Source organism: Streptomyces gamaensis, assembly GCF_042656465.1.
Taxonomy (GTDB): domain Bacteria; phylum Actinomycetota; class Actinomycetes; order Streptomycetales; family Streptomycetaceae; genus Streptomyces; species Streptomyces gamaensis.
Map to the genome: position 1 here is coordinate 66147 of NZ_JBHSPB010000001.1, position 22967 is coordinate 89113.

Here is a 22967-nt window from a genome sequence, read left to right on the forward strand (position 1 = left end):
GTAGCCCGCCCCCTGTGCGACGGGCGGAGACCGGTGACCGGCCCGAACCAGGGCAAGACGAGCAGGATGCACTTCAAGACTCCCACTCCCACTCCCGACGCGGGCGCTCCTTGACCTGTGTCTCGATCAGGGCAGTGATGGCCTCCTGCTTACCCGCCGAAGCATCCCCGCGTTCTTCGGGAGGGGAGGATCCGTCGGTGCTGCGGCTGATCGGCCAATGCTGGCCGCCGGTTGCCTCGTCGCGTACGTTCAGGGTCAGCGTCAGCCGCTGTTTCCTGATGTCCCCCAGCGCGCCTCTGGCCTCGCCGCCGACTTTCGTGCCCAGGGCCCCCACGGTCACATTCACTTTGCCGGAACCATCTCGATGGAACTCGACAGCTAGTTCAAGCTCGGCCTTCTCCAGCTCAAAGCGTAACTGCTGTCCGGCTCCGGACGCTTGGGCCTCGTAGAGCTCCTTGCGTAGCTCGTTCAAGGCCTCTGACAGACCGATGCTCACCCGCGCTCCCTCTCGCTGACGAACTCTCCCTGCGCCGTCCGGAATCCTACTGCCGCTGTCCATGTGGTCTGGCACACCATCGCATCCTCGTGTGGACATTTGATTGGTCGTCGCACTGTCGACCACATCGAGCAGTGGGGCTGCACACAATCAAATCCGAGATCACGAGCCCGGTTGGCCCGGACTTCTTCACGCGGGCGGCCCACCGGCGCACCGTTGCCGGAGGTCGTGTCCCCTGAAGTGGTGTAGCGGTCATGTGTCAACGCTCATGTTGTCGGCGGGAGTTCGTCAGGGGTGTGCTCGGCCGGGTAGAGCTGGTCCATGCTTCCCTCGGGAAGGTAGCGGCGGGGGAAGGCGATCCATTCGTCGTGCATCTCGACGAGCACGGCGGTGGTGAGGCGTTCGAGGGCGTCGGGGTTGGGGAAGATCTGCACGACGTCGATGCGACGCTTGATCTCGCGGTTGACCCGCTCCAGAGGGTTGGTCGACTGGATCTTCTTCCAATGTCGCTCGGGGAAGTCCGCGAAGGCGGTGAGGTCGGCCTTGGCCTCCAAGAGCATGTCCCTGACCTTGGGGAACTGTCGGCCGAGCATGTCGGCGACGGTGTCGAGCTGGGTCCGGACGGCTGCGGCGGTGGGCTGGGCGAAGATCGTGCGGATGGTCGCCGCGACCATCTCCGCGGCGTCCTTGGGGATCACTGCGAAGACATTGCGCAGGAAATGAACACGACATCGCTGGTAGGCGGCCCCGAGCATGACCTTGCGGACGGCTTTGACCAGTCCGCTGTGATGGTCGGCGATGACCAGACGGACCCCGGTCAGCCCCCGCTCGCGCAGTGAGCGCAGGAACTCGCTCCAGAACACCTCGGTTTCGCTGTCTCCGACCATCAGCCCGAGTACTTCGCGTCCGCCGTCCTCGGTGATGCCGGTGGCGATGACCACGGCCTGCGAGACGATCTGATGGTTCACCCTCGCCTTGCAGTACGTCGCGTCGAGGTAGACGTAGGGGAAGCGGACGTGGTCCAGGGGGCGGGTGCGGAACACCGTCAACTCGGCATCGAGGGCGCCGCAGATCCGCGAGACTTCGGACCTGGAGATCCCGGTGTCGCCGCCCAGGGCCTTGACCAGGTCATCCACGCTGCGGGTGGACACGCCCTGCACGTATGCTTCCATGATGACGGCGTAGAGGGGCCTGGTCGATGCGCCGCCGGCGTTCCAGCAGCGACGGGAAGAACGACCCGGTGCGGACCTTGGGGATCCCCAGGTCGAGATCGCCGGCCGGTGTGGTCAGTGTCTTCCCGCGGTGGCCGTTGCGCTGGTTGGTGCGGGTGGCGGTGTGCTCACCGGGCTCGGCCCCGATGAACGAGGTGGCCTCGGCCTCGATGAGCTCCTGCAGGAACCGCTGGGACAGGACCCTGATCAACTCGATTCCGTCCGCCGTACGCAGTGACTCCATCAGCCGGAGTAGGTCATGCTGGGACAAGGCCATCGCGCCACCTCTCTCAACGAGCACTCCTACTCGGAGAGTTGCGCGATGGCCGCCCCATGACCAGGGGCTATGCAGAGATCGCTGCTACACCACTCGACGGGACACCATCCGGCGGCTCGATGCCGTTTGCTCGGTCCGCCTCGTCCAGCTGCTTCAAAAGCTCGTCCTGCGTCATTCGCCTCACACGCTCGTCTTGCTCACGCTGTCCAGGTTGGTGCCTGTAGTAGCACTCCGTGGCGAGCTTTATGCTCTTGCTGGCGGCATCGGCTGAACCATCGATAAGGTCCTCGCGGTTCAGAGCACGTCGTTCTTTCTCGGCCAGGGCCCTTTGATGTTCCTGGTACTGGGCGCAGGGATCAGGCTCGTCTCCACCGTCATCGCTGGCTGCGACCCACATGCCAAGAAGCACGGGGAGGCCGACACCGAGGGCAAGCAGTACTCGAACGTACCGGGGTATGACGGGCATGGCCGACAGAATAATGGCGTTGATCAACTACGTGCAGGCGTACACGAGAGTCGGTGTCGGGGTGCACGGTGGCGCTCACGAGATCCGGCATCAGCTCGCGGAGCCTGGCTGCGGCCTGGGGCGAGGCGTCGGCGGCGATGACGGCGGCGAGGTGCGCGAGCCCGGCGTACCCGTGGCACAGCGACCGGTCGCTGACCGCTGTCCGGCTGGACAGGGCCGCGAGCGCGGCCAGTTGCTGAGCCCGCGCCAGACCGGCGGCGCCGTAGCACCAGCTCGGCCACTGCTGTCCGGACGGCGCCCGCGTCCCGGCGCGCAGCTGGGGCCGGTACGGTCGGGTCATGGAATTCCGTGATCTCGGCGAGAAGCGATCCATCCAGCGCCCCTCCATCGACTACGACGACCTCGACCCGTACACCGGGCCGGTCAAGGGCGAGCTGTCGCTGTCCATGGTGTATATCGACAGCACCGACGCCACGGGTGCCACAGCCGAGGGCCGCATCTCCCGCTCGGTCCTGGACCGTGTGCGGCTGACCGGCACGGGCTTGTCGTCCTTCGACTGGGACGACACCGCTTTGAAGTGCGCGGATCTGTCGAACGCCCGGTGGTCGGGTATCCGGCTCTCCCGGGCCGAGCTGACCGGATGCCGGGGCATCGGCTGGCAGTTGGCCGCGAGTGAGGCCGGAGACGTCTACGCCGAGGACTGCCGGTTCGACATGGCCACGATCAACGTGGAGAAGGTCCGGGGCGTCGTCGCGTTTGTCCGCTGCTCGTTCAAGGAGGCCACGTTCGCTGGGCGCATGGACAAAATGGTCTTCCGGGACTGCGACCTGTCCGGCGCTGAGTTCGCGGCATCGTCGGCGAAGGGCTGCGATCTGCGCTCGTCGAAGCTCGACGGCGCGACGGGTCTGCTGTCGCTGCGCGGCGCCATCATCGACGATACCCAGACCATGGAGGTCGCCGAGCAGCTGGCCAAGGAGGCCGGGCTGACGGTCAATCCGTAGCCCGGCCTCCCGGCGTCGGCTACTTCTTCTTGTTCCAGTTCTTGTTGTCCCAGTTGTCCCACGTGGGTCGGTTGTCGAACTTCGGCTTGGCGTTGTCCCACGTGGGCCGGTTGTCGAACCGCTCCCTGCCGTCCGATGACGGAGTCGTGGTCTTCAGCAGCTCGGCGAATCCGGAGGACGCTTTGGTGACGAGATCAATTGCTGTGGTCGCGGACATGTGCTGTCACTCCTTCCAGGAGGGCGATCTTGGCGTGGGTGCAGTACACGGTGCGTGTCCCGTCCATGCGGCCGCGGTGTTCGAAGTAGCGGTTGGCTGGATGGCCACCGCCGCAGAACGCGTAGAACGGGCACGATGTGCGGCATGCCTGCACCCCGGTGCGGAACTCCGGCAGCCAGGGCGTACGGACCTCGGCCTCGGCCAGGAGCACATCGAGCGGGGTGTTGAGGACGTTGCCGGTGGTGAAGTCCCCGAACCGGGAGTCGGTGAACCCGGCCAGCTCCGGGGAGATGAGGACCACGCCTCCGTCGTGGGCCACCGTCGGCAGGGGGTCCCACGGCTGATCGGCGTCGAAGCAGCCGGAGCCGTCCAGTGCGGCGGCTGCGAAGGCGAGGACCCGGTCGATCTCCCGGATACGGATCACCGGATCGGCGCGCCACGCGTCCGCGAGGGCGGTCCACCACCTTGCCGTACGCTCCGGGTCAGGCTCGGGCGCGCGGGTGTGGACGCCTTCCTCCTCCTCGACGTTGACGCCGAGGCTCTGGCAGCCGAGGTCGGCGAAGAAGCGGTAGAACTCCTGCGCGCGGTCCGGGGCCGGGTCGGAGACCACGGCGATCGCGGAGAACGCGATGCCGTGATCGGCTAATCGCCGTATGCCCCGCATGATCCGGTCATGCGCGGGGCGTCCGCCCCGGGTGACGCGGTGGTGGTTCATGTCCACCGGGCCGTCGATGCTCACGCCCACCCCCATGTCGTGCTCTTGGAAGAACGCACACCACTGGTCATCGATGAGGGCTGCGTTCGTCTGGAGCGTGTGCGTGACGCCTTCGAAGGGGGCCATCAGCGAGCCGAGGAAATCGCGGCCAGCGGCCAGCGGTTCCCCGCCGTGCCAGACGACCTCGAACCCCGACCGTAGTGCGGCCCAGGGGTTGACGGACGCCGCGACGGCCGTGGCGATCTCGGTCGTCATGCGGCGGTTGAGCTTGCGGAAGGGCAGATAGCAGTAGCCGCAGTCCAGCTGACACAGGGTCGTCGGCTGCATGATGACGGCGGTCGGAACGGTGGCGAGACGCATGCTTGTCACCTCCGTGTTCGGAAGCTGTCGCTGCGGGCAAGACCTGCGGCGGGGCCCAGTCATCTGGCTGGCGAGGGCGAGGCTCGTCATCTGCGCCGGTCGCGTGCTGGCCGTTACCCCCTCGTCCGGTAGTCCTTCATGCACGTGCAGGCCCCGCGCTGGGCAGGGAGCGCCGCGTCACTGGCGGCGTACTGGGCGACCTGGAGCTCGTAAAGCTCGCGGTAGTGGCCTTGCTTGATGCCCATCAGGTCGTGGTGGTCGCCGTGCTCGACGCCGTCGTCGGTCAGGGAGCGCAGGGACGCGAGCATCTCGATCTCGGCTTTCGCGTCGAGGGCGGCGGTCGGCTCGTCCACGATGACCAGCGTGCGGTCCCGGTAGAGGGCCCGTGCGGCGCCAACGCGCTGCCACTGTCCGCCGGAGAGCCGCACGCCGCGCTCGAAGCCCTTCAGCGCGATGGAGTCCCAGCCGTGCGGCAGTTCCTCGACGATGTCGCGCACATCCGCGCGTTCGGCGGCAGCTTCGACGTGTTCCTGGACCAGCGGCTTGTCCACGTCGCCGATGTGGATGTTCGCCCGGACCGTCATCGTCCATGCCTGGACGTCCTGGGGCAGCAGGGCGACCTTGTCGAAGACGGACTCGCGGTCGGCCTCGCGGACCTCGACGCCGTTGTACGAGACGGTGCCCACCGTCGGCAGGTACAGCCCGGCCAGGACCTCGGCGAGGGTGGTTTTGCCCGAGCCGTTCTCGCCCACCAGCGCCACGACTTTCCCCACCGGGATCGTCAGCGACACCCAGAACGACATGCGCAGCAGTGGGTCCTCGTACTGCGCCCATGCCTTGTCATGGCGCAGGACGCCGCTGAAGAGCAGCCGCTCGCTGTCCGAGATGGGGGGCTGGGCTGGGGTTCGTTTCCGGCCGGGGAACGGCATCGCACCTCCGGGGCGGAGCGGGGGAATCGGGGGCGTACGACGCCCTTGTCGGGAACCCGGTGCCGGCGTGGCGCACGAGCAGTACCCGGCTGCTCATCGGGCGTGCTCCCCGTCCGGCAGTGGCTTGAGGTCGGCGATACGGCGGTTGTGCGGTCGGCATCGGTGGGTCCCTTCGGTCGGCTCTGCCGAGGGCGGCCACCGCAGCGATTCCGGCTGAGCGCCAGGAGTGCCGCAGCGACCGGCAACCACAGAATGCTCAGTGCACAAATAAGGAAGTACCCCATGCCGGGGTACTTCCTGACGCTCCGTCACCTTGACGAAGGCTTGCTGTGTCAGGCCACGTCCTGTCCCATCCACGCCGCGAGTGTGCGCAGGTCTTGCCCTGCCTTGCGGTACTGCCCGGCCAGGACCCGGACCGCCTCACGGGCCATCGGGTGGTAGCGCGTCTGCTGCGGCGCTACCCGCCGCGCACTCTGCAACGCGGCCAGAGCTTTCTCCCTGTCGCCGACAGCGAGAAAAGCGCGGGCAGCATCGATGTGGTAGTGCCCTCGCCGAGTATGTGGCAGCGACGAGGGCAGACGCAGGCCACGGGCCCTCTTCGCGGCCTCTTCCGGGTGCTTGAGCTCGACCTGGGCAGCCATGTCATGAAGGCTCACGTTCGCCGGCCCGAACGTCAGGTGATAGTGCACCTGGTCCACCTGGCCGGGGATCTGCCCGGCGAGGAGACTGGCCTTGGCGAGGTGATGCTCGGTGGCCTGTTCGTCGCGGGCACGAGAAGCGAGCGTCGCCTCACGCAAGTGCAGACTGCCCAGCAGCGTCACCGCCGACGGCGATGAGCAGTCTCGTTCGGTGAGCTGATCGCGCGCCCGGGACAACAGACGCAGTCCGGTGCTGTATTCACGAGCCGCCTGAAAACCTCCAGCCCGGGACCACTGAGACAGCCCGACAGCCAGCGGATCGCCGGACAAGCCCGCAGCCCACCCCTGACGGTCGTCCAACTGCCCAGCCAGATCCGCGTACCCGAGACGGTACGCGAGGCAGTGGGCCATGTAGTAACAGGAGGCGAGCAGCTTGGCCGCTGCTCGCTTCCTGTCGCCGTCCAACAGGTTGACGGCGGCCGTGAGTTCTTCCAGCAGCTCTGGAAGAAGGAGTCCGAGACGGGTGTACCGAGCCGCCGCCCGGTGACGGGTCGCCTCCTCGACGTCGATGGCGATCTCCCGCAGGGGCCGCAGGGAGGTCCGCCACTCGGGCGGAAGATCGTACGCGCGAGCGGCACTTCGGATAGCAGCGATCGGTGCATGCGCTTTCTCGTCGGCGCGTTGCCGTCCCCGGTATGGCTGACCAGTCAACTCCTCCACGCTGACGGACAAGACGCGGGCCGTGGTGTGCAGGAAGCCATGGGTGGGAAGACGTTCACCCCGCTCGACCTTGCGGACGTTCCCCAGTGAGAGGTGAGAGTGCTCGGCGAACTCACGTTGGGTATATCCGGCAAGCTTCCGATATGAGGCGATCCTGGACCCGATGCTCTCCTCGACTTGGTTGTGCATACTGGACTCCGTTTCGACTTCAGCACTCGAAACGGTACTCCGCAGGCATGGCCGGGGGTACACATGCGGCCCCGCCCGAGCAGGCTCGGGTTCTAGGAGTCGTTGCAACACCCCAGCCCAAGGGGTGCGATGGACTTCGAGATCCGGGACCGATCGGAGGACCGGATCCACATCGCGGACCGGCTGCGCGAGAACGCCACCGTTCGCGCGATCGCGGCTGAGCTGGGCCGCAGCCCGTCCACGATCAGCCGGGAGATCCGGCGCAACCGCCACCCCGGCAACGGGCAGTCTCGATTCGGACGACGGAAGGAACGCTATGACTCTGCTGGTGGCTGCTGTCATCGTCCATGACAAGGTCAGCAACCGTGTGCTTCTCCTCCAGCGCAGCCGGCAGGCCAAGTTCGCCCAGGGCATGTGGGATCTGCCTGTCGGCAAGAACGAGCCCGGTGAACCCGTCACTGAGACCGCTGTTCGCGAACTCCGTGAAGAAACCGGCCTGATCGTCAAGCCGGAAGCGCTTCGCGTGGCCCACATCATTCACGGATCCTGGGGCGTTGAGCCCCCCGAATGGCTTCTTGACGGTCGTCTTTGCCACCCATGAATGGTCCGGTGAACCCGAGAACCGCGAGCCCCGCAAGCACGCCCAGGTGTGTTGGGTCGGTGCCGAGTCCATTCCGGAGGACTTCGTCCATACCACTGCCAGTGCCCTTCGGGGCTATCTGTCCGGAGGGCCGGAAGTTACCCTCGACGGCTGGACCTGAGGCGGCTGCCGCCTCAGGCGGGGGATTCCGGGGGCAACGCGCGGGCGGAGTGGGCGACTTCGCGGTTGCTCCATGCGTGCTGTACCGGCGAGGCGGCGGCCGGGGAGTGGCCGCCGCCTCGGGGAGCGGGGTGGACCGGGACTGCTGCCCGGGTGAGGTGGGCGTACAGTTCGGCGGCGGCGCCGGGTCAGCCCCGTCGTGCTGTCGCGCGCGCGGTGATCAGCAGGAACAGCAGGGACACGACCGCCAGGGCCGCCCCGAGTCCGTACACTGCCGGCATCCCGGACGGGAGCATGACGCCCCCGAGCACGGTGCCCAGGCCGATGCCCAGGTAGATGCCGGAGGAGTTCAGGGAGACCACGAGCGGGGCCTCCTGCGGGGCGACCTCGATGAGCCGGTGCTGCTGCGAGGGTGTCTGGCACCAACTGCTCGCGCCCCAGAGCAGGACCAGCAGACCGACCAGGGCCTGCAGCGCGGTGTCGATGGCGGCGAGCCAGGCCAGCAGACCGAGGGCCACCGTCATGCAGATGTATCCGACGGTCAGGACCCGTACGGAACCCCAGCGGTCGGTGGCGTAGCCGGAGGCGATGTTGCCGAGCACCGCGCCCAGGCCGTACAGGAAGAGCATCCACAGGATCGCGCCCTGGGGGATGTGGACCGCCTCCAGCGCCGGAACGCTGTAGGCGTACGCCACGTAACTGGCGCCCATGCCGAGGACGCTGAGCGGCAGTACGGCCAGCACGGCGGGTCGGCGCAGCACGGCGAGCCGGGTCCGCAGGGGTACCCGCTCGTTGCCGGGCAGCTTCGGCATGATGGCCCGCAGGCCGATGCCGATGACCAGGCACAGCCCGGCCACGATGCCCAGTGCGGTGCGCCAGCCCAGCCAGTGGCTGGCCAGGTTGCCGAGCGGCACGCCGAGGGCGGTGGCCACGGTCAGGCCGCCGACCACCACGGCCAGGGCCCGGGCCCGCAGTTGGGGCCGTACGAGCGCGGCGCTCACCGCACCGGCGTTGGGCGTGTAGGCGGCCGCGCCTGCCGCGGCGATCACCCGGCTGATGATCAGCACCGCCATGTTCGGTGACAGCGCCGACAGCAGGTTGGCCAGGCCGAGCACGACCAGTGCGGAGACCAGCAGGGCGCGGCGCGGCAGGCGGGCGGTCAGGGTGGCGAGCACGGGGGAGAGCAGGGCGTAGGCGGCCGAGAACACGGTGATCGACTGCCCGGCCGTGGCCTCCGACACATGCAGGTCGTGGGCCATGGACGGCAGGAACCCGGCGACGACGAACGCGTCGGTGCCGACGGCGAAGGTGCCCAGGGCCAGCACCAGTGTCGACGACAGTCCGCCCTGCTCGGGCGAGCCCCGGTCGCCAGTCGTCGGACGACTGGTCGAAACAGAGAGGCTGGACATCCCACTTTCTCCTTAGGTGTGCGCCGGCGTCGGGGCACCGCGTGATCGGCGGCGAGCGCGGTCCTGCGGCTCGCGGAGCTGTGCCGGCCTTCGCAACTGGGCGATGCGTGGGAGGTGTCGGACACGCAGTCGGCAACAGGCCCTGCGTTCCTCGCGGTTGTGCCGCAAGAACTGGACCGTACACCCCCGGTCCGGCGGACCGCGCGGCTCCACCGGCAGTGCGTCAAGTCCCTTGTGTCACACGCCCGTTGGGCGATCGGCTCTGGTGCTCGTGCTCCCGGGCGGGGAGCAGGACCACGCGCCTGCCGTGCAGTTCGCCCCGCTCCATCCGGCGGTGCGCGTCGGCCGCGGCGCTCAGCGGCAGCGTCTCGACGGAGCGGGGACGCAGCCGTCCGGCAGCGAGGAGCCGGTTGACGCCGGCGGCGGCCTCGGCGAGTTCGGCACCGGTCGCGCGGGAGATCGCGAAGCCGACGACCGAGCAGTCCTTCATGTACAGCTGCCCCGCCGGCAGGACCGGCCGGGATCCGGCCCCGGCCAGCAGCACGATCCGGCCACGCGGGGCGAGCAGGCCGACGGCGGTGTCCAGGTCGTTCTCGCCGGAGGTGTCGAACCAGGCGTCCACTCCGTGCGGGCCGGCCTCGTCGAGGCGCTCGGCCAGGTCCGGATCCCGGTAGTCGAGGACCTCGGCCGCGCCCAGGTCCCGGCAGTGGCCGGCGTCTCGCGCGGAGGCGGTGGCGACGACCCGGCAGCCGGCCTCGGCGGCCAGGACGACCAGGGCGCTGCCGACGTTGCCGGCGGCCCCGGCCACCAGGACGGTCTCCCCGGTGCGGACCCGGCCGTGGACGAACAGCCCCAGCCAGGCGGTGGTGGCCGGGTGCACCACGGCGACCGCCTCGACCGGGTCCGCGCCGCGGGGGAGGTGGTAGAGGCGGTCGGCGGGTACGACCGCCTGGTCGGCGGCGGCGCCCTGACGGCCGCCGTGGCCGAGGCTGTTGGACCAGACCGGGTCGCCGACGGCGAAGCCGGGGGCGTCCGGCCCGGCGGCCGCGACCGTGCCGACCAGGTCGCGGCCGATGACGAACGGGAACGCGACCGGGGTACGGAACAGCCCGGAGCGGACGAAGGTGTCCACCGGGTTGACGGTGGTCGCCATGACATCGACCAGGACCTCGTTCGCGCCCGGCACCGGTGCCGGAAGCTTGCCGTAGCGGATGTTCTCCGGGGGCCCCAGCTTCTCGACGAAGGCCGCGTGCATGAACGACTCCGTTGGCGACTCCGTTGGCGCAGAGTCTTCCGGCGGCCCCGGGCGCGGCGCTTCTCTGCGAACTGTCACCGGGAAGGTGTCCCGGGGGCCGCCAGCAGGCGGGCCAGCTCCAGCCGTTTGACCTTCGTGGTGGCGGTGTGCGGCAGTTCGTCCAGCCGTCGCTGCACCGGCTCCGCCAGCGCCGGCAGACCGGTGACCGCCTCCCGCCACCGGCTGCGGTCGAGCGGTACGTCACCGCGGGTGCACACCACGGGGACCGGGGCGCCGTTCCCGGCGGGGAGGATGATGACCTCCAGCAGTTCCGGGAGCCACGTGAAAAGCTTGTCCTCGATCTCCAGGGTGCTGCTGATGCCCGGGATCTCGTCGACCTCCCGGTCCAGCAGGTGCAGGCAGCCCCACTTCGTGCGGTAGCCGAGGTCGCCCATGCGCCACCAGCCGCCGTCGGAGAACTGCTCGTCGAAGCGTTCCCGCTCCCCGAGATAGGTGATGATGCGTCCGCCGCTGCGGGCCTCGATGCGGCCCGGCGAGTCCTTCGTCGGCCGCTTCCCGTCCCGGCTCACGACCCGTACCTCGGTCATGCCGGGGAAGGTACGGCCCACGCAGCGGCCGTCGGCACCGGCCCGGTGCCGGCGGGTGTAGGTGCGGGCGGCGATGGCGCCTGTCTCGCTCTGTCCGTACGTCTGGGCGAAGAACGGCGCGGACCGTTCCGAGGCGCCCAGCAGGGTTTTCACGGTGCGGGGGTGGATGGCGTCGAAGGTGTTGCTGAAGCAGCGGACACGGGCGAGCGGCTTCGCCGGGTGGTCCGCCAGGGTCTCCCAGTGCAGCAGCGTGTTGGGATGGGTCTCGATCACTCCCGGGGGTATCCGGGCGAACAACTCGGCCGCCCGCTCCGGGTCGTCGTCCCGCATCACGATGAGCGGGTGGCCGCGCAGCGCGAACAGTGCCGCGCCGCTGATCATGCGGGAGTGGGCGAACGAGACGTGGATGGCGAGGGGTTCGTGCCGGCTCACGGGGGCGAGCAGCACCGACTGCGGACGGCAGCGGGCCTGGACGGTGAGCCCGGTCTGCACTGCGAGCTTGGGCAGGCCGGTGGTGCCCGAGGTGTGGGTGATGAGCGCGGGCAGCTCCTGCGGCCTGGTCACGGGACGGACGTGTGGGGCGCCCGCGAGCGACTCCAGTGGCACCGCTCCGGGGAAGTCGCCGACGGCGGCCAGGACCCGCTCGGCCGGCCCGAAGACGTCGGCAGGGAGCTCCTTCTCCAGCTTGGCCCGGTCGGTGACCAGGGTCGGCCGGTCGAAGCGCCGCAGCAGCCGGCAGACCGTGGTCCCGTCCAGCTTCGGCGAGAACAGCACCGGTACGGCGCCGACGCGCGCGACGCTGTAGGCGAGCAGGGAGATGTCGAAGCTGTCCGACTTGTGGATGACCACGTGGTCCCCGGGACGGACGTGTGCGGCCCACAGCCGGGCGGCGAAGTCGTCGACGAGAGCGGCGATTTCCGTCAGGGTCACCCGGCGGCCCAGCCCCGGGGCGATGTCGAGGTCGTGGTCGAGGTAGACGGGGCTCGCGGGGTGCCGCGCGGCCGCCCGGTCGAAGACCGTGCCCAGCCGGATGCCCCTGTTGCCGAGGCGTTGCAGGATCCCGCCGTGCTTGCGCTCCGAGCTCATCGCTCCCCCTGGCTTCCGGCGGCCAGCAGCCTGGCGAGCTCCAGCCGCTTGATCTTGGTGGTGGCGGTCTGCGGCAGATCGTCCAGCCTCCACTGGACGGGCTGCGCCATCGGCCGCAGCGCGGCCGCCGCGCGCTGCCAGGCGGCCGGGTCGAGGGGCCGGTCGTCCTTGGTGCACACCACCGGTACGGCCTCGCCGTCCGCGCCGGGGACGATGATGACCTCGGTGAGCTCCGGCAGCTTCCCGAACAGGGTGTCCTCGGCGGCGAGGGTGCTGCCGAAGCCGTCGATGAGGTCGACCTCGCGGTCCAGCAGATGAATACAGCCCCACTTCGTGCGGTAGCCGAGGTCGCCCATGCGCCACCAGCCGCCCTCGGACACCTGGGCGTCGTAGCGCTCCTGCTCCCCGAGATAGGTGACGATCCGGCCGTCGCTGCGGACCTCGATGTACCCCGGGTTCTGCCGGGACGTCGGTTTGCCGTCGCGGCTGACCACCCGTACGCCGGTCATTCCCGGGAACGGCATGCCGACGCAGCGGCCGTCGTCGTCGAGGGCGCGGCGCCGGGTGAAACCCCGCACCACTGCCGGCCCCACCTCGCTCTGTCCGTAGAGCTGGCCGAAGACGGCCGACGGGCGCCGGGTGGCCCGCAGCAGACGGTGCACGGTGCGCGGGTGGATCGCGTCGAAGGTGCTGCTGAACAGCCTGACGTGGGACAGCGGGCCGCGCGGGTCGTCCGCCAGCGCCTCCCATTCCATGAAGGAGTTGGGGTGCGCCTCCAGGATGCCCGGCTTCAGCCGGGCGAACAGCTCACCGACGTGTTCCGGGTCCCCGTCGCGGAGCACCAGCAGCGGAAAGCCGCGCAGCAGTGAGATCGCGAGCGCCGTGAAGAGCCGGGAGTGCACGAACGACACGTGGATCGCGACGGTTTCACGCCCCGGGACCAGCGGCCTGAGGGCGGCCGCCTGGGGACGGTAGCGCGACTGCAGACTGAAACCGGTGTGCACCGCCAGCTTCGGGGTTCCGGTGGTGCCCGAGGTGTGCGTGATCAGAGTCGGGTGGTCGGCGGGCATGAGCACCGGGCCGACGCGCCGGCATCCGGCCAGGGAGTCGAGCCCGACGGCGTCGCCGTGACCGCCGTGACCGCCGTGACTGCCGTGACCGCCGCGGTCGCTGCGGTCGCCGCGGTCTCCGCGGACGAGCACCAGCCGCTCCACGAGCCCGGCCACGTCCCCCGGCAGTTCGTTCTCCAGCTTGTCCCGGTCGGTGACCAGGAACGGCCGGCCCGTGCGGCGCACGAGTTCGGCGGCCGTCGCGCCGTCCAGCGCCGGCGACAGCAACACCGGTACGGCCCCGGTCCGCGCCACGGCGCAGGCCAGCAGGGTGATGTCGAAGCCGTCGGACTTGTGGACGACCACGCGCCGGCCCGGCCGGACCCCCGCGGCCCACAGCCGCGAGGCGAGTTCGGCCACCAGCTCGGCCACCTCGGCCATGGTCGCCCGGCGGCCCAACTCCGGTGCCACGTCGAGGTCATGGTCGAGAACGAGGATGTTCGTGCCGTGCCGGGCAGCGGCTCGCTCGAAGAGCGTCCCGAGCCGAATGCCCTGGTTTCCAATACGTTGTAAGAGCACCTGTCCGCCCTTTCACACCCGCTTCTCCACGACCGCCTTGATGCGGTCGAGCGTCGTGACGAGATCGTGGGAGATCTTCTCGCCCCACTCCCGCAGGAATCGCCGCTTCTCCGCGTCGTCCATCTCCGAGGTGATGCCGACGATTCCCTCGGTGGGGGCGTCCATCCGGAAGTGGTGCGTCAGCACACTGCCGTCGCCGTCCGCCGTGATGTCGAAAGCCCACACGCTTTCCTGTTTCCGGCCCGCGTCGTCGAGCATGGCCCAGCGGAACGTACGGCCCGGCTCGGCGGCGACGACCTCGCACCGTGTGTGCCAGGTGCCACGCACCACCGGAGCCCACGACACGACGTCCGGGCTGCGCAGGTTCTCGCCCTGGAACACCGCGCCCACGGTGGCGGGTTCACCCGAGATCCACTCGCCACCCCGGCACTCCTCGCTCCATTCGCCACAGCGCGGCAGATCACTGATCACGGCATAGACGTCCTCGGGTGTCGCGGACACACGGACATCGGCGCTCGTGAGAAAGAGCGGCCTGTTCTCGAAAGTGTTTGAGGTCACACCAGGAGGGTGGCAGCGGGGTCCTGGGGCCGGTCAAAGTGCGGGCCGTGGGTAAGTCAAGTCCCCCTGGATACAAGGGATTTGGCTCAACGACGTGACGCGCCTCAAGGTGGCGGCCGGGGGAGCGGCTGCCACCTTGAGGCGGGGAGTTACCGGGCTATGGGATCAGGCGAGGGGGTTGCAGACCGGGACGCCTGCCCAGGTGATGTAGACGTACAGCTCGCCCTTGCGGGTCGTGCAGAAGGAGACGACCTTCGACCCCAGGTCCGCTGCGGCGGACGCGAGGAGGGTTACCGGGAGGAGGCTGCCGAGGGAGGCCAGCGTGAGGACGCTGGTCGCGATCTGGACGATGTCCTTCGTGATGTCCACGCCCGCCTGGACCTTGCCCGTGACGAACGAGTCCAAGTGGATCAGCAGGCCGAACCAGGTGACCTTGACCGTGATCCCGTCCACGATCTGCTTTTCCTCGGTCGCGCTGCGGACGGTGATCCCCGGCGCCGCTGTTTTCGTCGCCGACGGGGCGATCGTCACGCCCTCGCTGTCCTTGGACTCCACGACGTTCTGCTTGGCCAGGAGGTCGTTGAGACGGGCAACTGCCGTGTTCACGGCGTCGATCGCCTTCTGGCTCACGCCGGCCTTCTTGGCGCCTTCCGCGTCCAGGCTGTAGCTCTTGCCGTCGAATGTGACGAAGGGCGCCAGCGCCTTGCGTTCCGCGTCGGTCAGCCAGCCTGCGGTCACGGAGTCGTTCGCGGTCTGCGTGATCGTTGTCTGCGGGGCGGGGGTGCTCGCGGCTGCGGCGGGGAGGGCGGTCGCCGTCAGGATGGCTATCGCGGTGGTCAGGCCGAGGCTGGCTCTCACGAGGGGGGTCGGTCGCATTTCGGGCGCTCCTGGGGACGAGGGCGTGCCGGTGGGGGGATAAAGGTCCGGGACTTTCGTCCCGGGCCCTTATGTGGAACCTACGGTTCCGGCTTCGTCCTCAACAAGTCGGGAGCGGTGTGATGCAGCGCACAATGGGGGGCGTGCCGCAGGCCCGAGCGGTGGGCAGCTCGGGCCTGCGGGGTGATCACCCGGTGCGGGTTACGCGCGGGTGTGGGCCTGGACCTGTCCGGGGCTCTGGGCGCCGACGCCGAAGAAGGCCACGGAGCCTTGCGGCGGGAAGCTGTCGGCGGCGCCGGAAGGCACTACGCGGCCCAGCGTGTTGCAGAATGTGTCCGTGAAGAAGAAGGCGGTTTCGTTCGTGTTGTTGAGTGCCGAGACCGCTGGGTCGTTGTCGAAGAAGTAGCAGACGCCGTCGACCGGGTCGTGAAGCTGGCCCTGGGCGCCGCTGTTCGTCGTGAAGAACAAAGTCCCCGTGGCTGCTTCCGCGTTGGCCGACAGGCCGCCGATGAGTGCTGTTGCCGCGACTGCTGTCACGCCGAGTTGGGCCAGGCGTTTGAGCTGGAGCATGAGAGTCTCCTTCCCCCGTGGTGGTGGCATGGGTGTGTCTGAGGCCTGTGGGGTGGCCTTCCGATTGGGCTCAGGCGTGGGTGCGGGTCTGGGCCTTGCCGGGGAGTCCGGCGACGGCGAAGGAGTGCTGCGGCTGGTCGAAGTGCTGGGATCCGCCGACCGGCACCGTGATGCCGCCCCCGAAGCAGTTCGAGTCCGTGTAGAAGGTGATGGGCTCGTCCGTGCCGTTGTCTGCGAAGATGGCCCCGCCATCCGAGGTGGTGTAGCAGATGGTGTCGGAGGGGTCCGGGACGATGACCTCTTGGCCGTCCGCCGTGATGTAGGACAGAAACCCGTTGGCTGCTTGGGCGTTGACGGAGAATCCGCCGATGAGGGCGATCGCGGCGGTGACTGTCGCGCCGAGTTGGGCCACTCGCTTGAGTGGGAGCATGGGGCTACCTTCCCCGTTGTCGGAGCCGGCCTGTTGGGTCAGGCGTGGGCGCGGGGTCGGGCCTGCGCGGGGGTGGGCGCGTTGGCGACCAGCACGGAATGCGCCGACGGGATGATGACGCTGGATTGCTTGGACGGCACCTTTGCGCCCACGACGACGGAGACCAGGCAGTTCGAGTCCTGGTAGAAGAAGGCGTTTTCGTCCGTCTGGTTGTTCGCGAAGACCGCCCCGCCGTCCTCCAGGGAGTAGCAGACGAAGTCGACCGGGTCGGTGATGACGTGCTGGGCGCCGTCGGCTGTTGTGTAGAACAGGTTCCCCGTGGCGGCTTGGGCGTTGGCGGAGAGGCCGCCGATGAGGGCTGTTGCCGCGACTGCGGTGACGCCGAGTTGGGCCAGGCGCTTGAGACCGGGCATGGGAGTCTCCTTCCCCCGTGGTGGCGCCGGAGCGGCGCCGTCCATGGGGAGAGTCTCCCTTTCGGGGATGTTTCGGAAGACGGTTGACGAATGCCTACCCGAAGGGATGATTCGGCCTATTAGCGGGTGGGGGTTGATCTCAGCTCGTGAGGGAGCCGTTCGTCGTAGTGACGGTGGTTATGAACGTGGTCCAGGCAGAGTTGGGTATGAGGAGGGTGGGTCCGGTGGGGTTTTTGCTGTCGCGGACGGGGATGAATTCCGGGTGGCGGTCGGTGACTTCGAGGCGGCCGCTTTGTTGGTTCGGGGTGTAGGTGTTCTTGCGATGTGCGGTGCTTGACATTGCGTCAGGGTGCGGGGCGGCAACTGATCAGGAGGTGGACGTGATCGCGTTCGCCGTTGAACTCCTCCAGCTCCGCTTCGAAGTCCTCGCAGACCTTGCGCTTGATCTCTTCGCAGCGCGTCAGTATCTCGTCGTTGAACACCCCGCGCCGGTACTTCGTCACAAAGACCAAGTGCACATGCATCGCCGAAACTACGTGTCTGCCCCGCCTGTAGTCGTTCCCCTCAATCCATGAGACCAACCGTAGTAGCATCTTTGGTGTGCAGCTCCGCTACAACTTCCGGGCCTATCCGGACGCTGGCCAGCGCCGTGCGCTGGCGTGTGCGTTCGGGTGCGCACGGGTGGTGTGGAACGACTGTCTGCGTGACCGGAAGGAAGCGCACGCGGCCGGGCTGCCGTATGTGAAGTCGGCCGAGCTGTCCCGGCTTCGCATCACCCAGGCCAAGCGCACCGAGGAACGTGCCTGGCTCGCCGATGTGTCGGCGGTCGTCCTGCAACAGTCCCTGCGGGACCTGGACACCGCCTACAAGAACTTCTTCGACTCGGTCAGGGGCAAGCGGCAGGGCCGCAAGGTCGGCCCTCCCCGCTACAAATCGAAGAAGGACACCCGGCAGTCGATCCGTCTCAACGCCAACGCCTTCTCCCTCCAGGATGACGGCACGGTGTACGTGGCCAAGGTCGGCAGCCTCAAGGTCAAGTGGTCCCGCCGGCTTCCGACGGCGCCCACGTCCCTGACCGTCACCAAGGACAGCTCCGGCCGGTACTTCCTCAGCTTCGTCGTGGACACCGAGCCGGACATCCTCCCGGAGGCGGAGGCCGACGCCGGTATCGACCTCGGCCTGTCCGCCTTCGCCGTCCTGTCCGACGGCAGCAGGATCGACAGCCCGCGCTTCCTGCGCCGGGCGGAGAAGAAACTCAAGCGCCTCCAGCGGGAGCTGTCCCGCAAGGCCAAGGGATCGAAGAACCGGGCCAAGGCCCGCCTCAAGGTCGCACGCCAGCACGCCAAAGTGGCGGACCGGCGCCGGGACTTCCACCACAAGGCTTCCACACAGATCATTCGCGACAACCAAGCGGTGTACGTGGAAGACCTCGCGGTGTCCGGCCTCGGCCACACCCGGCTCGCCAAGTCCGTGCACGACGCCGGATGGTCCGCGTTCGTCGGCATGCTGGAGTACAAGGCGGTCAAGCACGGCCGCACCTTCGCCAAGGTGGACCGGGCCTTCCCGTCCTCTCAGGTCTGCTCGGTCTGCGGATTCCGGGACGGCCCCAAGCCCCTCCACGTCCGCGAGTGGACGTGCGGCGCATGCGGCACCGTGCACGACCGCGACCACAACGCAGCCCGCAACGTCCTCTTCGAAGGACGCCGAATCGTCGCCGCCGGACGGGCGGAGACGCCAAACGCCTCGTGGAGCGCCGGTAAGACCAGGGCGAAAGTCCCGGCACAGCGCGGTGAAGCAGGAAGCCCCCGGAAGGGTCAGCCGACCCAGGCCGGAATCCCTGGACTTCAGACCAGGGAGCACGTCAACCAGTGTCCAACCGGATGTGGCCGACCGTAGCGGCTGCGGGGACACACTGGAGGTGAAACCTCACCACATCCCGCAACACGGGAGTTACCCGTTCCGGGTCCCCGGGACACTCGGAGGATCGAACACCATGACGACGCCGCAAGGCGACACTCGTTGCGCGAACTGCGACAAGATCGCAGAAGCGCACTGGCAAGCCCTGGCCGACGGCCGGGACGCAGCCGCCGCTCAGCTCACCGAGGCCCTGGGCCGTCACCTGCGGTCCGCGCACGCGGAGACGTTGAGCAGACGTGTCGCCGTCGCCAACGCCCGTAGCCGCCAGGGGCGGGACGGCGGCCGGTGAGCGGGGACAGCAACTCCTGGCCGCCCGAGCGGCTTTGCCGTATCTGTGTCCGGCTGATCCTGGCCCGCGCAGTCGCCGTCCGCGAAGGACGCACGCTCCAGGGGATTGAGCTCCACGCGCAGTTCACCGCGCACCGCAAGGAGGCCCACGGATGACCGACCCGACGAACCAGTACCGCGTCGTACCGGTGCCGCACGCCTCCGGGCCCGGGGTGCCCGTACGGGGTTCCGCCGCCGACTGCGCGGAGTGCGGGCGGCTCATCGAAGCGCGCCGTGAGGCCCGTACCCGTAACGACCGTTCCACCGAAGCCCGGTACCAGCGGGAGGCCGACACGCACTGGGTGCGGGAGCACCGGGGATGACGTTACGGGAACACCACCAGCGACCGTCCGCCCCGCCCCGCCCGCATCGCGGCGAACGCTTCCGGGATGTCGCCGAGCCCGATCCGGTCCGTGACCATCCCGGACAGGTCCAGGCGGCCCTCCCGGACGTGTGCGGCGACGATCGGGAGGTCGTGTGCGGGGTCGCTGTTGCCGTACACGCAGCCCGACAACGTACGCCCGAAATGGAAGAGTTCCAGAGCCGAGAACGCGACCTGCTCGTCCTTCCCACCGATGCCGACGACCGTCGTGCGGCCACCCCGCCGCGTCGAGGACCAAGCCGTGCGGATCGTCTCCGCGCGGCCCACGCACTCGATGGCGACGTCGACGCCCAGCCCGCCGGCCGCCGCACGGACCCGCTTGGCCGTGGTGTCACCGTCGGCCAGGACGAAGTCCGTCGCACCGGCGGCCCGCGCCAACTCCTCCTTCTGCGGGGAGGAGTCCACGGCCACCACCGCCCCCGCGCCCGCGATCCGCGCGGACTGGATGGTCGCCAGGCCCACCCCGCCGGCGCCGTACACCGCGACCGACTCGCCCGCCCGCACCCGCGCGCTGTGGTGCACGGCGCCGTAGCCGGTGAGGACGGCGCAGCCGAGCAGGGCCGCCTCGGCGAGCGGTATGCCGTCCGGCAGGGGGATCACGGCGCTCGCCCGGACGACCGTCTCCTCGGCGAAGACCGCCGTGCCCAGGCCCGGATAGAGGGCCGAGCCGTCGGTGGCGAGGGTGGCGTACGGGACGGCGGAGGCGGCGGCCGCGTCCGTACACAGCCACGGTTCGCCCAGGCCGCAGAAGTGACAAGCGCGGCAGGCCGGAGCCCAGTTGAGGACGACGCGGTCGCCGGGCGCCACTCCGTCCACGCCCTCGCCGACGGCCGTGACCGTGCCCGTGCCCTCGTGGCCGAGGACGGCGGGCACGGGCTGGCGCAGCGTGCCGTTGGACAGGGAGAGGTCCGAGTGGCAGACGCCCGCCGCCGCGAGCTTGATACGGACCTGGCCCGGCCCGGGTTCGGGCAGGTCGATCTCGGCGACCCGCAAGGGGGCGCCCACGGCGGGGAGTACGGCCGCGCGGACCATGGCGGTCACCTTTCCACGAACCCTCTAGAACTGGAGCGACTTCGTCTGCAGGTACTCCGCCAGGCCGTGCGCCCCCAGCTCGCGCCCCACACCCGACTCCTTGTAACCGCCGAACGGGGCCAGGATGTTGAAGCCGCCGCCGTTGATGTCGACCTGGCCCGTCTGCATACGCCGGGCGAAGGCGACCGCCTCGTCCTTGTCCGCCGCCCACACCGCGCCGCCCAGCCCGTACACCGAGTCGTTCGCGATGGCGGCGGCCTCGTCCTCCGTCTCGTACTTGATGAAGGACAGGACCGGGCCGAAGATCTCGTCCCGCGCGATGGTCATCTGCGGGGTGACGTCGGCGAAGACGGTCGGGCGGACGAAGTAGCCCTTCTCCCGGCCCTCCGGCGCGTCCTTCCCGCCCGTGACGACGCGGGCGCCCTCGTCGACGCCCTTGGCGATGTAACCGCGCACCCGCTCCCGCTGCTTGGCGTTGATGACGGGGCCCAGGCGCACCTCGGGGTCGGTGGGGTCGCCCGGGATGTACGAGGCGACGGTCTCGGCCGCGAGGCGGACCGCCTCCTCGTACTGGTCGGCGTGCACGAGCGTGCGCGTCAGCGCGTTGCAGCTCTGGCCCGTGTTGCGCATGACGTCCGCCACGTTGGTGGCGATCGCCTTCGCGAGGTCGGCGCCCGGCAGGATCACGTTCGCGGACTTGCCGCCCAGCTCCAGGGCCACGCGCTTGACCGCGCCGCCCGCCAGCGCGCCGATGCGCTTGCCGACGGCCGTCGAACCGGTGAAGGAGACCAGGTCGACGTCCGGGTGCTCGGCCAGGGCCTGGCCCGCGACCGGGCCGAGGCCGGTGACGAGGTTGAAGACGCCCGCCGGAATGCCGGCCGCGTCCACGCACTCGGCGAACAACTGCGCCGTGAGCGGGGTGTCCTCGGCCGGCTTGAGGACGACCGTGCAGCCCGCCGCGAGCGCGGGGGCGACCTTGGCGACGATCTGGTGCAGCGGGTAGTTCCACGGCGTGATCGCACAGACCACGCCGACCGGCTCGTGCAGGACCGTCGAGCTGCCGATCTTCTCCTCGAAGGCGTAGGAGGCGGCGAGTTCGGCGAACGAGCCCGCCACGGCGATCGGCAGGCCCGTGTGCACGCGCTGCGCGAAACCGGTGGGCGCGCCCAGTTCGGCGGTGACGGTCGCGGCGATCTCGCTCTGCCGGGCGGCGAGCGCGTCCCGCAGCGCCGTCAGGTACTCCCCGCGCTTCGCGGGGGCGGTGGCGGCCCACCCCGGCAGCGCCGCCCGGGCCGCGCGCACGGCGGCGTCGACGTCCGCGGCGGTGCCGGCGGGCACGGTCCCGATGACCTGCTCGTCCGCCGGGTTCACGACGTCGATGGTGTCCTTGCCCACGGCCGGGCGCCAACTGCCGTCGATGTACATGCCGTCATGCGCACTCACGGTCCGTCGCCTCCTGACGTCTTTACGGATACGCGCTCAACCTAATCGCCGTCACCGGCACACACCAGGGCGCCCGCGCCTAGAGATAGAAACGGCTCAACGACTCCGCCGCGCACACCGGTTTCGTGCTTCCCTCGCGCTCCACCGTCACCGCCGTCGTCAGCTGCACCGCCCGTTCCGGCCCGGGGAGCTCCGTGACGTCCATCAGCCGTGCCCGTGCCCGCAGCCGGGAGCCCGCCGGGACGGGTGCGGGGAAGCGCACCCGGTTGAGCCCGTAGTTGATGCCCATGCGCACGCCCTCGACGCGCATCAGCCGCGGCAGCAGCGCGGGCAGCAGGGAGAGCGTGAGGTAGCCGTGGGCGATGGTCGTGCCGAAGGGGCCGGCCGCCGCGCGTTCGGGGTCGACGTGGATCCACTGGTGGTCGCCGGTCGCGTCCGCGAAGGCGTCGATGCGCCGCTGGTCCACTTCGAGCCAGTCACCGGGGCCGAGCTCCTCGCCGACCGCCGCCCGCAGCTCGGCCACCGAGCCGAAGACTCTGGGTTCCACCATGACGCTCCTCCTCGAAACACGTGCCGTAGGGTCTTGCACCGTGCCGCAGATTTCGAACAAGGTCCAGGAACTCACCGTCGGCCAGCTGTCCGCACGCAGCGGCGCGGCCGTCTCGGCGCTGCACTTCTACGAGACCAAGGGCCTGATCAGCAGCCGGCGCACCTCCGGGAACCAGCGCCGGTACTCGCGGGACGCGCTGCGCCGGGTCGCCTTCATCCGGGCCGCGCAGCGCGTGGGCATCCCGCTGGCCACGATCCGGGGCGCGCTCGCCGAACTGCCCGACGAGCGCACCCCCACCCGCGAGGACTGGGCCCGGCTCTCCGAGACCTGGCGCGCGGAGCTGGACCAGCGCATCACCCAGCTCAAGCGGCTGCGGGACCACCTGAGCGACTGCATCGGCTGCGGCTGTCTGTCGCTGGACAGCTGTGTGCTGTCCAACCCGGACGACCGGCTCGGGGAACGCGGCAGCGGCTCGCGGCTGCTCTTCGAGCGCAAGAAGGAGTGCGGGCCCGGGACGTGTTGAAG

At 69.4% G+C, this 22967-nt stretch carries 25 protein-coding genes and 4 pseudogenes; 8 read left to right on the forward strand and 21 right to left on the reverse strand.

Annotated elements, in window-relative coordinates; all coding sequences use genetic code 11:
• Window positions 1-73: 73 nt before the first annotated feature.
• From ACFP1Z_RS00235 to ACFP1Z_RS00245, 3 genes and pseudogenes are all read right to left on the reverse strand, one after another.
• On the reverse strand, window positions 74-496 hold the full coding sequence (locus tag ACFP1Z_RS00235) for a trypco2 family protein (protein ID WP_390313578.1): 423 nt from the start codon (window positions 494-496) through the stop codon (window positions 74-76).
• A 266-nt stretch (window positions 497-762) separates the two neighbouring features.
• Window positions 763-1984: pseudogene (locus ACFP1Z_RS00240) on the reverse strand (IS256 family transposase).
• Between the two features lie 67 nt (window positions 1985-2051).
• Window positions 2052-2450, reverse strand: a complete 399-nt coding sequence (locus ACFP1Z_RS00245; RefSeq protein ID WP_390313579.1) for a hypothetical protein — start codon at window positions 2448-2450, stop codon at window positions 2052-2054.
• 338 nt (window positions 2451-2788) lie between these two features.
• On the opposite strand from ACFP1Z_RS00245, the gene ACFP1Z_RS00250 reads away from it, so the two are divergent.
• Window positions 2789-3451 carry a pentapeptide repeat-containing protein gene (locus ACFP1Z_RS00250; protein WP_390313580.1) on the forward strand — a complete coding sequence of 221 codons (663 nt, stop codon included), beginning with the start codon at window positions 2789-2791 and terminating at the stop codon, window positions 3449-3451.
• Between the two features lie 19 nt (window positions 3452-3470).
• Here ACFP1Z_RS00250 and amcA read toward each other — a convergent pair whose 3' ends face one another.
• From amcA to ACFP1Z_RS00270, 4 genes are all read right to left on the reverse strand, one after another.
• Entirely contained in the window at window positions 3471-3668 is a 198-nt protein-coding gene (gene amcA, locus ACFP1Z_RS00255) for a multiple cyclophane-containing RiPP AmcA (RefSeq protein ID WP_390313581.1), read from the reverse strand.
• Entirely contained in the window at window positions 3646-4743 is a 1098-nt protein-coding gene (amcB, locus tag ACFP1Z_RS00260) for a cyclophane-forming radical SAM peptide maturase AmcB (RefSeq protein WP_390313582.1), read from the reverse strand. Before amcB ends, amcA begins: the two co-directional genes overlap by 23 nt.
• Window positions 4744-4856: 113 nt before the next feature.
• Entirely contained in the window at window positions 4857-5672 is an 816-nt protein-coding gene (locus ACFP1Z_RS00265) for an ATP-binding cassette domain-containing protein (RefSeq protein ID WP_390313583.1), read from the reverse strand.
• 332 nt (window positions 5673-6004) lie between these two features.
• Window positions 6005-7219, reverse strand: a complete 1215-nt coding sequence (locus tag ACFP1Z_RS00270) for a helix-turn-helix domain-containing protein (RefSeq protein WP_390313584.1) — start codon at window positions 7217-7219, stop codon at window positions 6005-6007.
• 129 nt (window positions 7220-7348) lie between these two features.
• Between ACFP1Z_RS00270 and ACFP1Z_RS00275 the strand changes: the two are divergent.
• Window positions 7349-7498: pseudogene (locus tag ACFP1Z_RS00275) on the forward strand (helix-turn-helix domain-containing protein); the annotation flags it as partial.
• 37 nt (window positions 7499-7535) lie between these two features.
• Window positions 7536-7980, forward strand: a pseudogene (locus tag ACFP1Z_RS00280) (NUDIX domain-containing protein).
• A 187-nt stretch (window positions 7981-8167) separates the two neighbouring features.
• On the opposite strand, the gene ACFP1Z_RS00285 reads toward ACFP1Z_RS00280, so the two are convergent.
• The 11 genes and pseudogenes from ACFP1Z_RS00285 to tnpA form a co-directional block, all read right to left on the reverse strand.
• Window positions 8168-9388: an MFS transporter gene (locus tag ACFP1Z_RS00285; protein WP_390313585.1), complete on the reverse strand. Its 1221-nt coding sequence runs from the start codon at window positions 9386-9388 to the stop codon at window positions 8168-8170.
• A gap of 223 nt (window positions 9389-9611) precedes the next feature.
• Window positions 9612-10643, reverse strand: coding sequence for an NADPH:quinone reductase (locus ACFP1Z_RS00290; RefSeq protein ID WP_390313586.1), 1032 nt, complete (start codon window positions 10641-10643; stop codon window positions 9612-9614).
• A 74-nt stretch (window positions 10644-10717) separates the two neighbouring features.
• Window positions 10718-12316: a class I adenylate-forming enzyme family protein gene (locus ACFP1Z_RS00295; protein WP_390313587.1), complete on the reverse strand. Its 1599-nt coding sequence runs from the start codon at window positions 12314-12316 to the stop codon at window positions 10718-10720.
• The gene (locus ACFP1Z_RS00300; RefSeq protein WP_390313588.1) at window positions 12313-13944 is read right to left on the reverse strand and encodes a class I adenylate-forming enzyme family protein; all 1632 of its coding nucleotides are present in this window, start codon (window positions 13942-13944) and stop codon (window positions 12313-12315) included. Before ACFP1Z_RS00300 ends, ACFP1Z_RS00295 begins: the two co-directional genes overlap by 4 nt.
• A 12-nt stretch (window positions 13945-13956) precedes the next feature.
• Window positions 13957-14502: an SRPBCC family protein gene (locus tag ACFP1Z_RS00305; RefSeq protein WP_390313589.1), complete on the reverse strand. Its 546-nt coding sequence runs from the start codon at window positions 14500-14502 to the stop codon at window positions 13957-13959.
• 165 nt (window positions 14503-14667) lie between these two features.
• A complete protein-coding gene (locus ACFP1Z_RS00310) occupies window positions 14668-15378 on the reverse strand; it encodes a hypothetical protein (RefSeq protein WP_390313590.1) in 711 nt (236 codons plus the stop codon).
• Window positions 15379-15579: 201 nt separating this feature from the next.
• Entirely contained in the window at window positions 15580-15948 is a 369-nt protein-coding gene (locus tag ACFP1Z_RS00315) for a hypothetical protein (RefSeq protein WP_390313591.1), read from the reverse strand.
• A 70-nt stretch (window positions 15949-16018) separates the two neighbouring features.
• Window positions 16019-16378 (reverse strand): hypothetical protein, encoded by a 360-nt coding sequence (locus ACFP1Z_RS00320; protein WP_390313592.1) that lies wholly within the window; start codon window positions 16376-16378, stop codon window positions 16019-16021.
• Window positions 16379-16416: 38 nt separating this feature from the next.
• A complete protein-coding gene (locus ACFP1Z_RS00325) occupies window positions 16417-16791 on the reverse strand; it encodes a hypothetical protein (RefSeq protein ID WP_390313593.1) in 375 nt (124 codons plus the stop codon).
• Window positions 16792-16930: 139 nt separating this feature from the next.
• Entirely contained in the window at window positions 16931-17131 is a 201-nt protein-coding gene (locus tag ACFP1Z_RS00330; protein ID WP_390313595.1) for a DUF397 domain-containing protein, read from the reverse strand.
• A 13-nt stretch (window positions 17132-17144) separates the two neighbouring features.
• Window positions 17145-17384: pseudogene (tnpA, locus tag ACFP1Z_RS00335) on the reverse strand (IS200/IS605 family transposase); the annotation flags it as partial.
• Between the two features lie 7 nt (window positions 17385-17391).
• Here tnpA and ACFP1Z_RS00340 point away from each other — a divergent pair.
• The 4 genes from ACFP1Z_RS00340 (at window position 17392) to ACFP1Z_RS00355 (ending at window position 19358) form a co-directional block, all read left to right on the forward strand.
• Complete coding sequence (locus ACFP1Z_RS00340; RefSeq protein WP_390313596.1) at window positions 17392-18687, forward strand: RNA-guided endonuclease InsQ/TnpB family protein; 1296 nt, start codon at window positions 17392-17394, stop codon at window positions 18685-18687.
• A 97-nt stretch (window positions 18688-18784) separates the two neighbouring features.
• Complete coding sequence (locus ACFP1Z_RS00345) at window positions 18785-18997, forward strand: hypothetical protein (protein WP_390313597.1); 213 nt, start codon at window positions 18785-18787, stop codon at window positions 18995-18997.
• Entirely contained in the window at window positions 18994-19152 is a 159-nt protein-coding gene (locus tag ACFP1Z_RS00350; protein WP_390313598.1) for a hypothetical protein, read from the forward strand. The genes ACFP1Z_RS00345 and ACFP1Z_RS00350 overlap by 4 nt, the downstream gene beginning before the upstream one ends.
• Entirely contained in the window at window positions 19149-19358 is a 210-nt protein-coding gene (locus tag ACFP1Z_RS00355; protein ID WP_390313599.1) for a hypothetical protein, read from the forward strand. Before ACFP1Z_RS00350 ends, ACFP1Z_RS00355 begins: the two co-directional genes overlap by 4 nt.
• A gap of 2 nt (window positions 19359-19360) precedes the next feature.
• Here ACFP1Z_RS00355 and ACFP1Z_RS00360 read toward each other — a convergent pair whose 3' ends face one another.
• The 3 genes from ACFP1Z_RS00360 to ACFP1Z_RS00370 all read right to left on the reverse strand — a co-directional run bounded on the left by ACFP1Z_RS00360 (window position 19361) and on the right by ACFP1Z_RS00370 (window position 22442).
• Window positions 19361-20449: a Zn-dependent alcohol dehydrogenase gene (locus ACFP1Z_RS00360; RefSeq protein ID WP_390314077.1), complete on the reverse strand. Its 1089-nt coding sequence runs from the start codon at window positions 20447-20449 to the stop codon at window positions 19361-19363.
• A 24-nt stretch (window positions 20450-20473) separates the two neighbouring features.
• Entirely contained in the window at window positions 20474-21892 is a 1419-nt protein-coding gene (locus ACFP1Z_RS00365) for an aldehyde dehydrogenase family protein (protein WP_390313600.1), read from the reverse strand.
• 79 nt (window positions 21893-21971) lie between these two features.
• A complete protein-coding gene (locus ACFP1Z_RS00370) occupies window positions 21972-22442 on the reverse strand; it encodes a MaoC family dehydratase (protein ID WP_390313602.1) in 471 nt (156 codons plus the stop codon).
• Between the two features lie 40 nt (window positions 22443-22482).
• Here ACFP1Z_RS00370 and soxR point away from each other — a divergent pair, with 40 nt between their 5' ends.
• Window positions 22483-22965 carry a redox-sensitive transcriptional activator SoxR gene (gene soxR / locus ACFP1Z_RS00375; RefSeq protein WP_390313603.1) on the forward strand — a complete coding sequence of 161 codons (483 nt, stop codon included), beginning with the start codon at window positions 22483-22485 and terminating at the stop codon, window positions 22963-22965.
• Window positions 22966-22967: the final 2 nt, after the last annotated feature.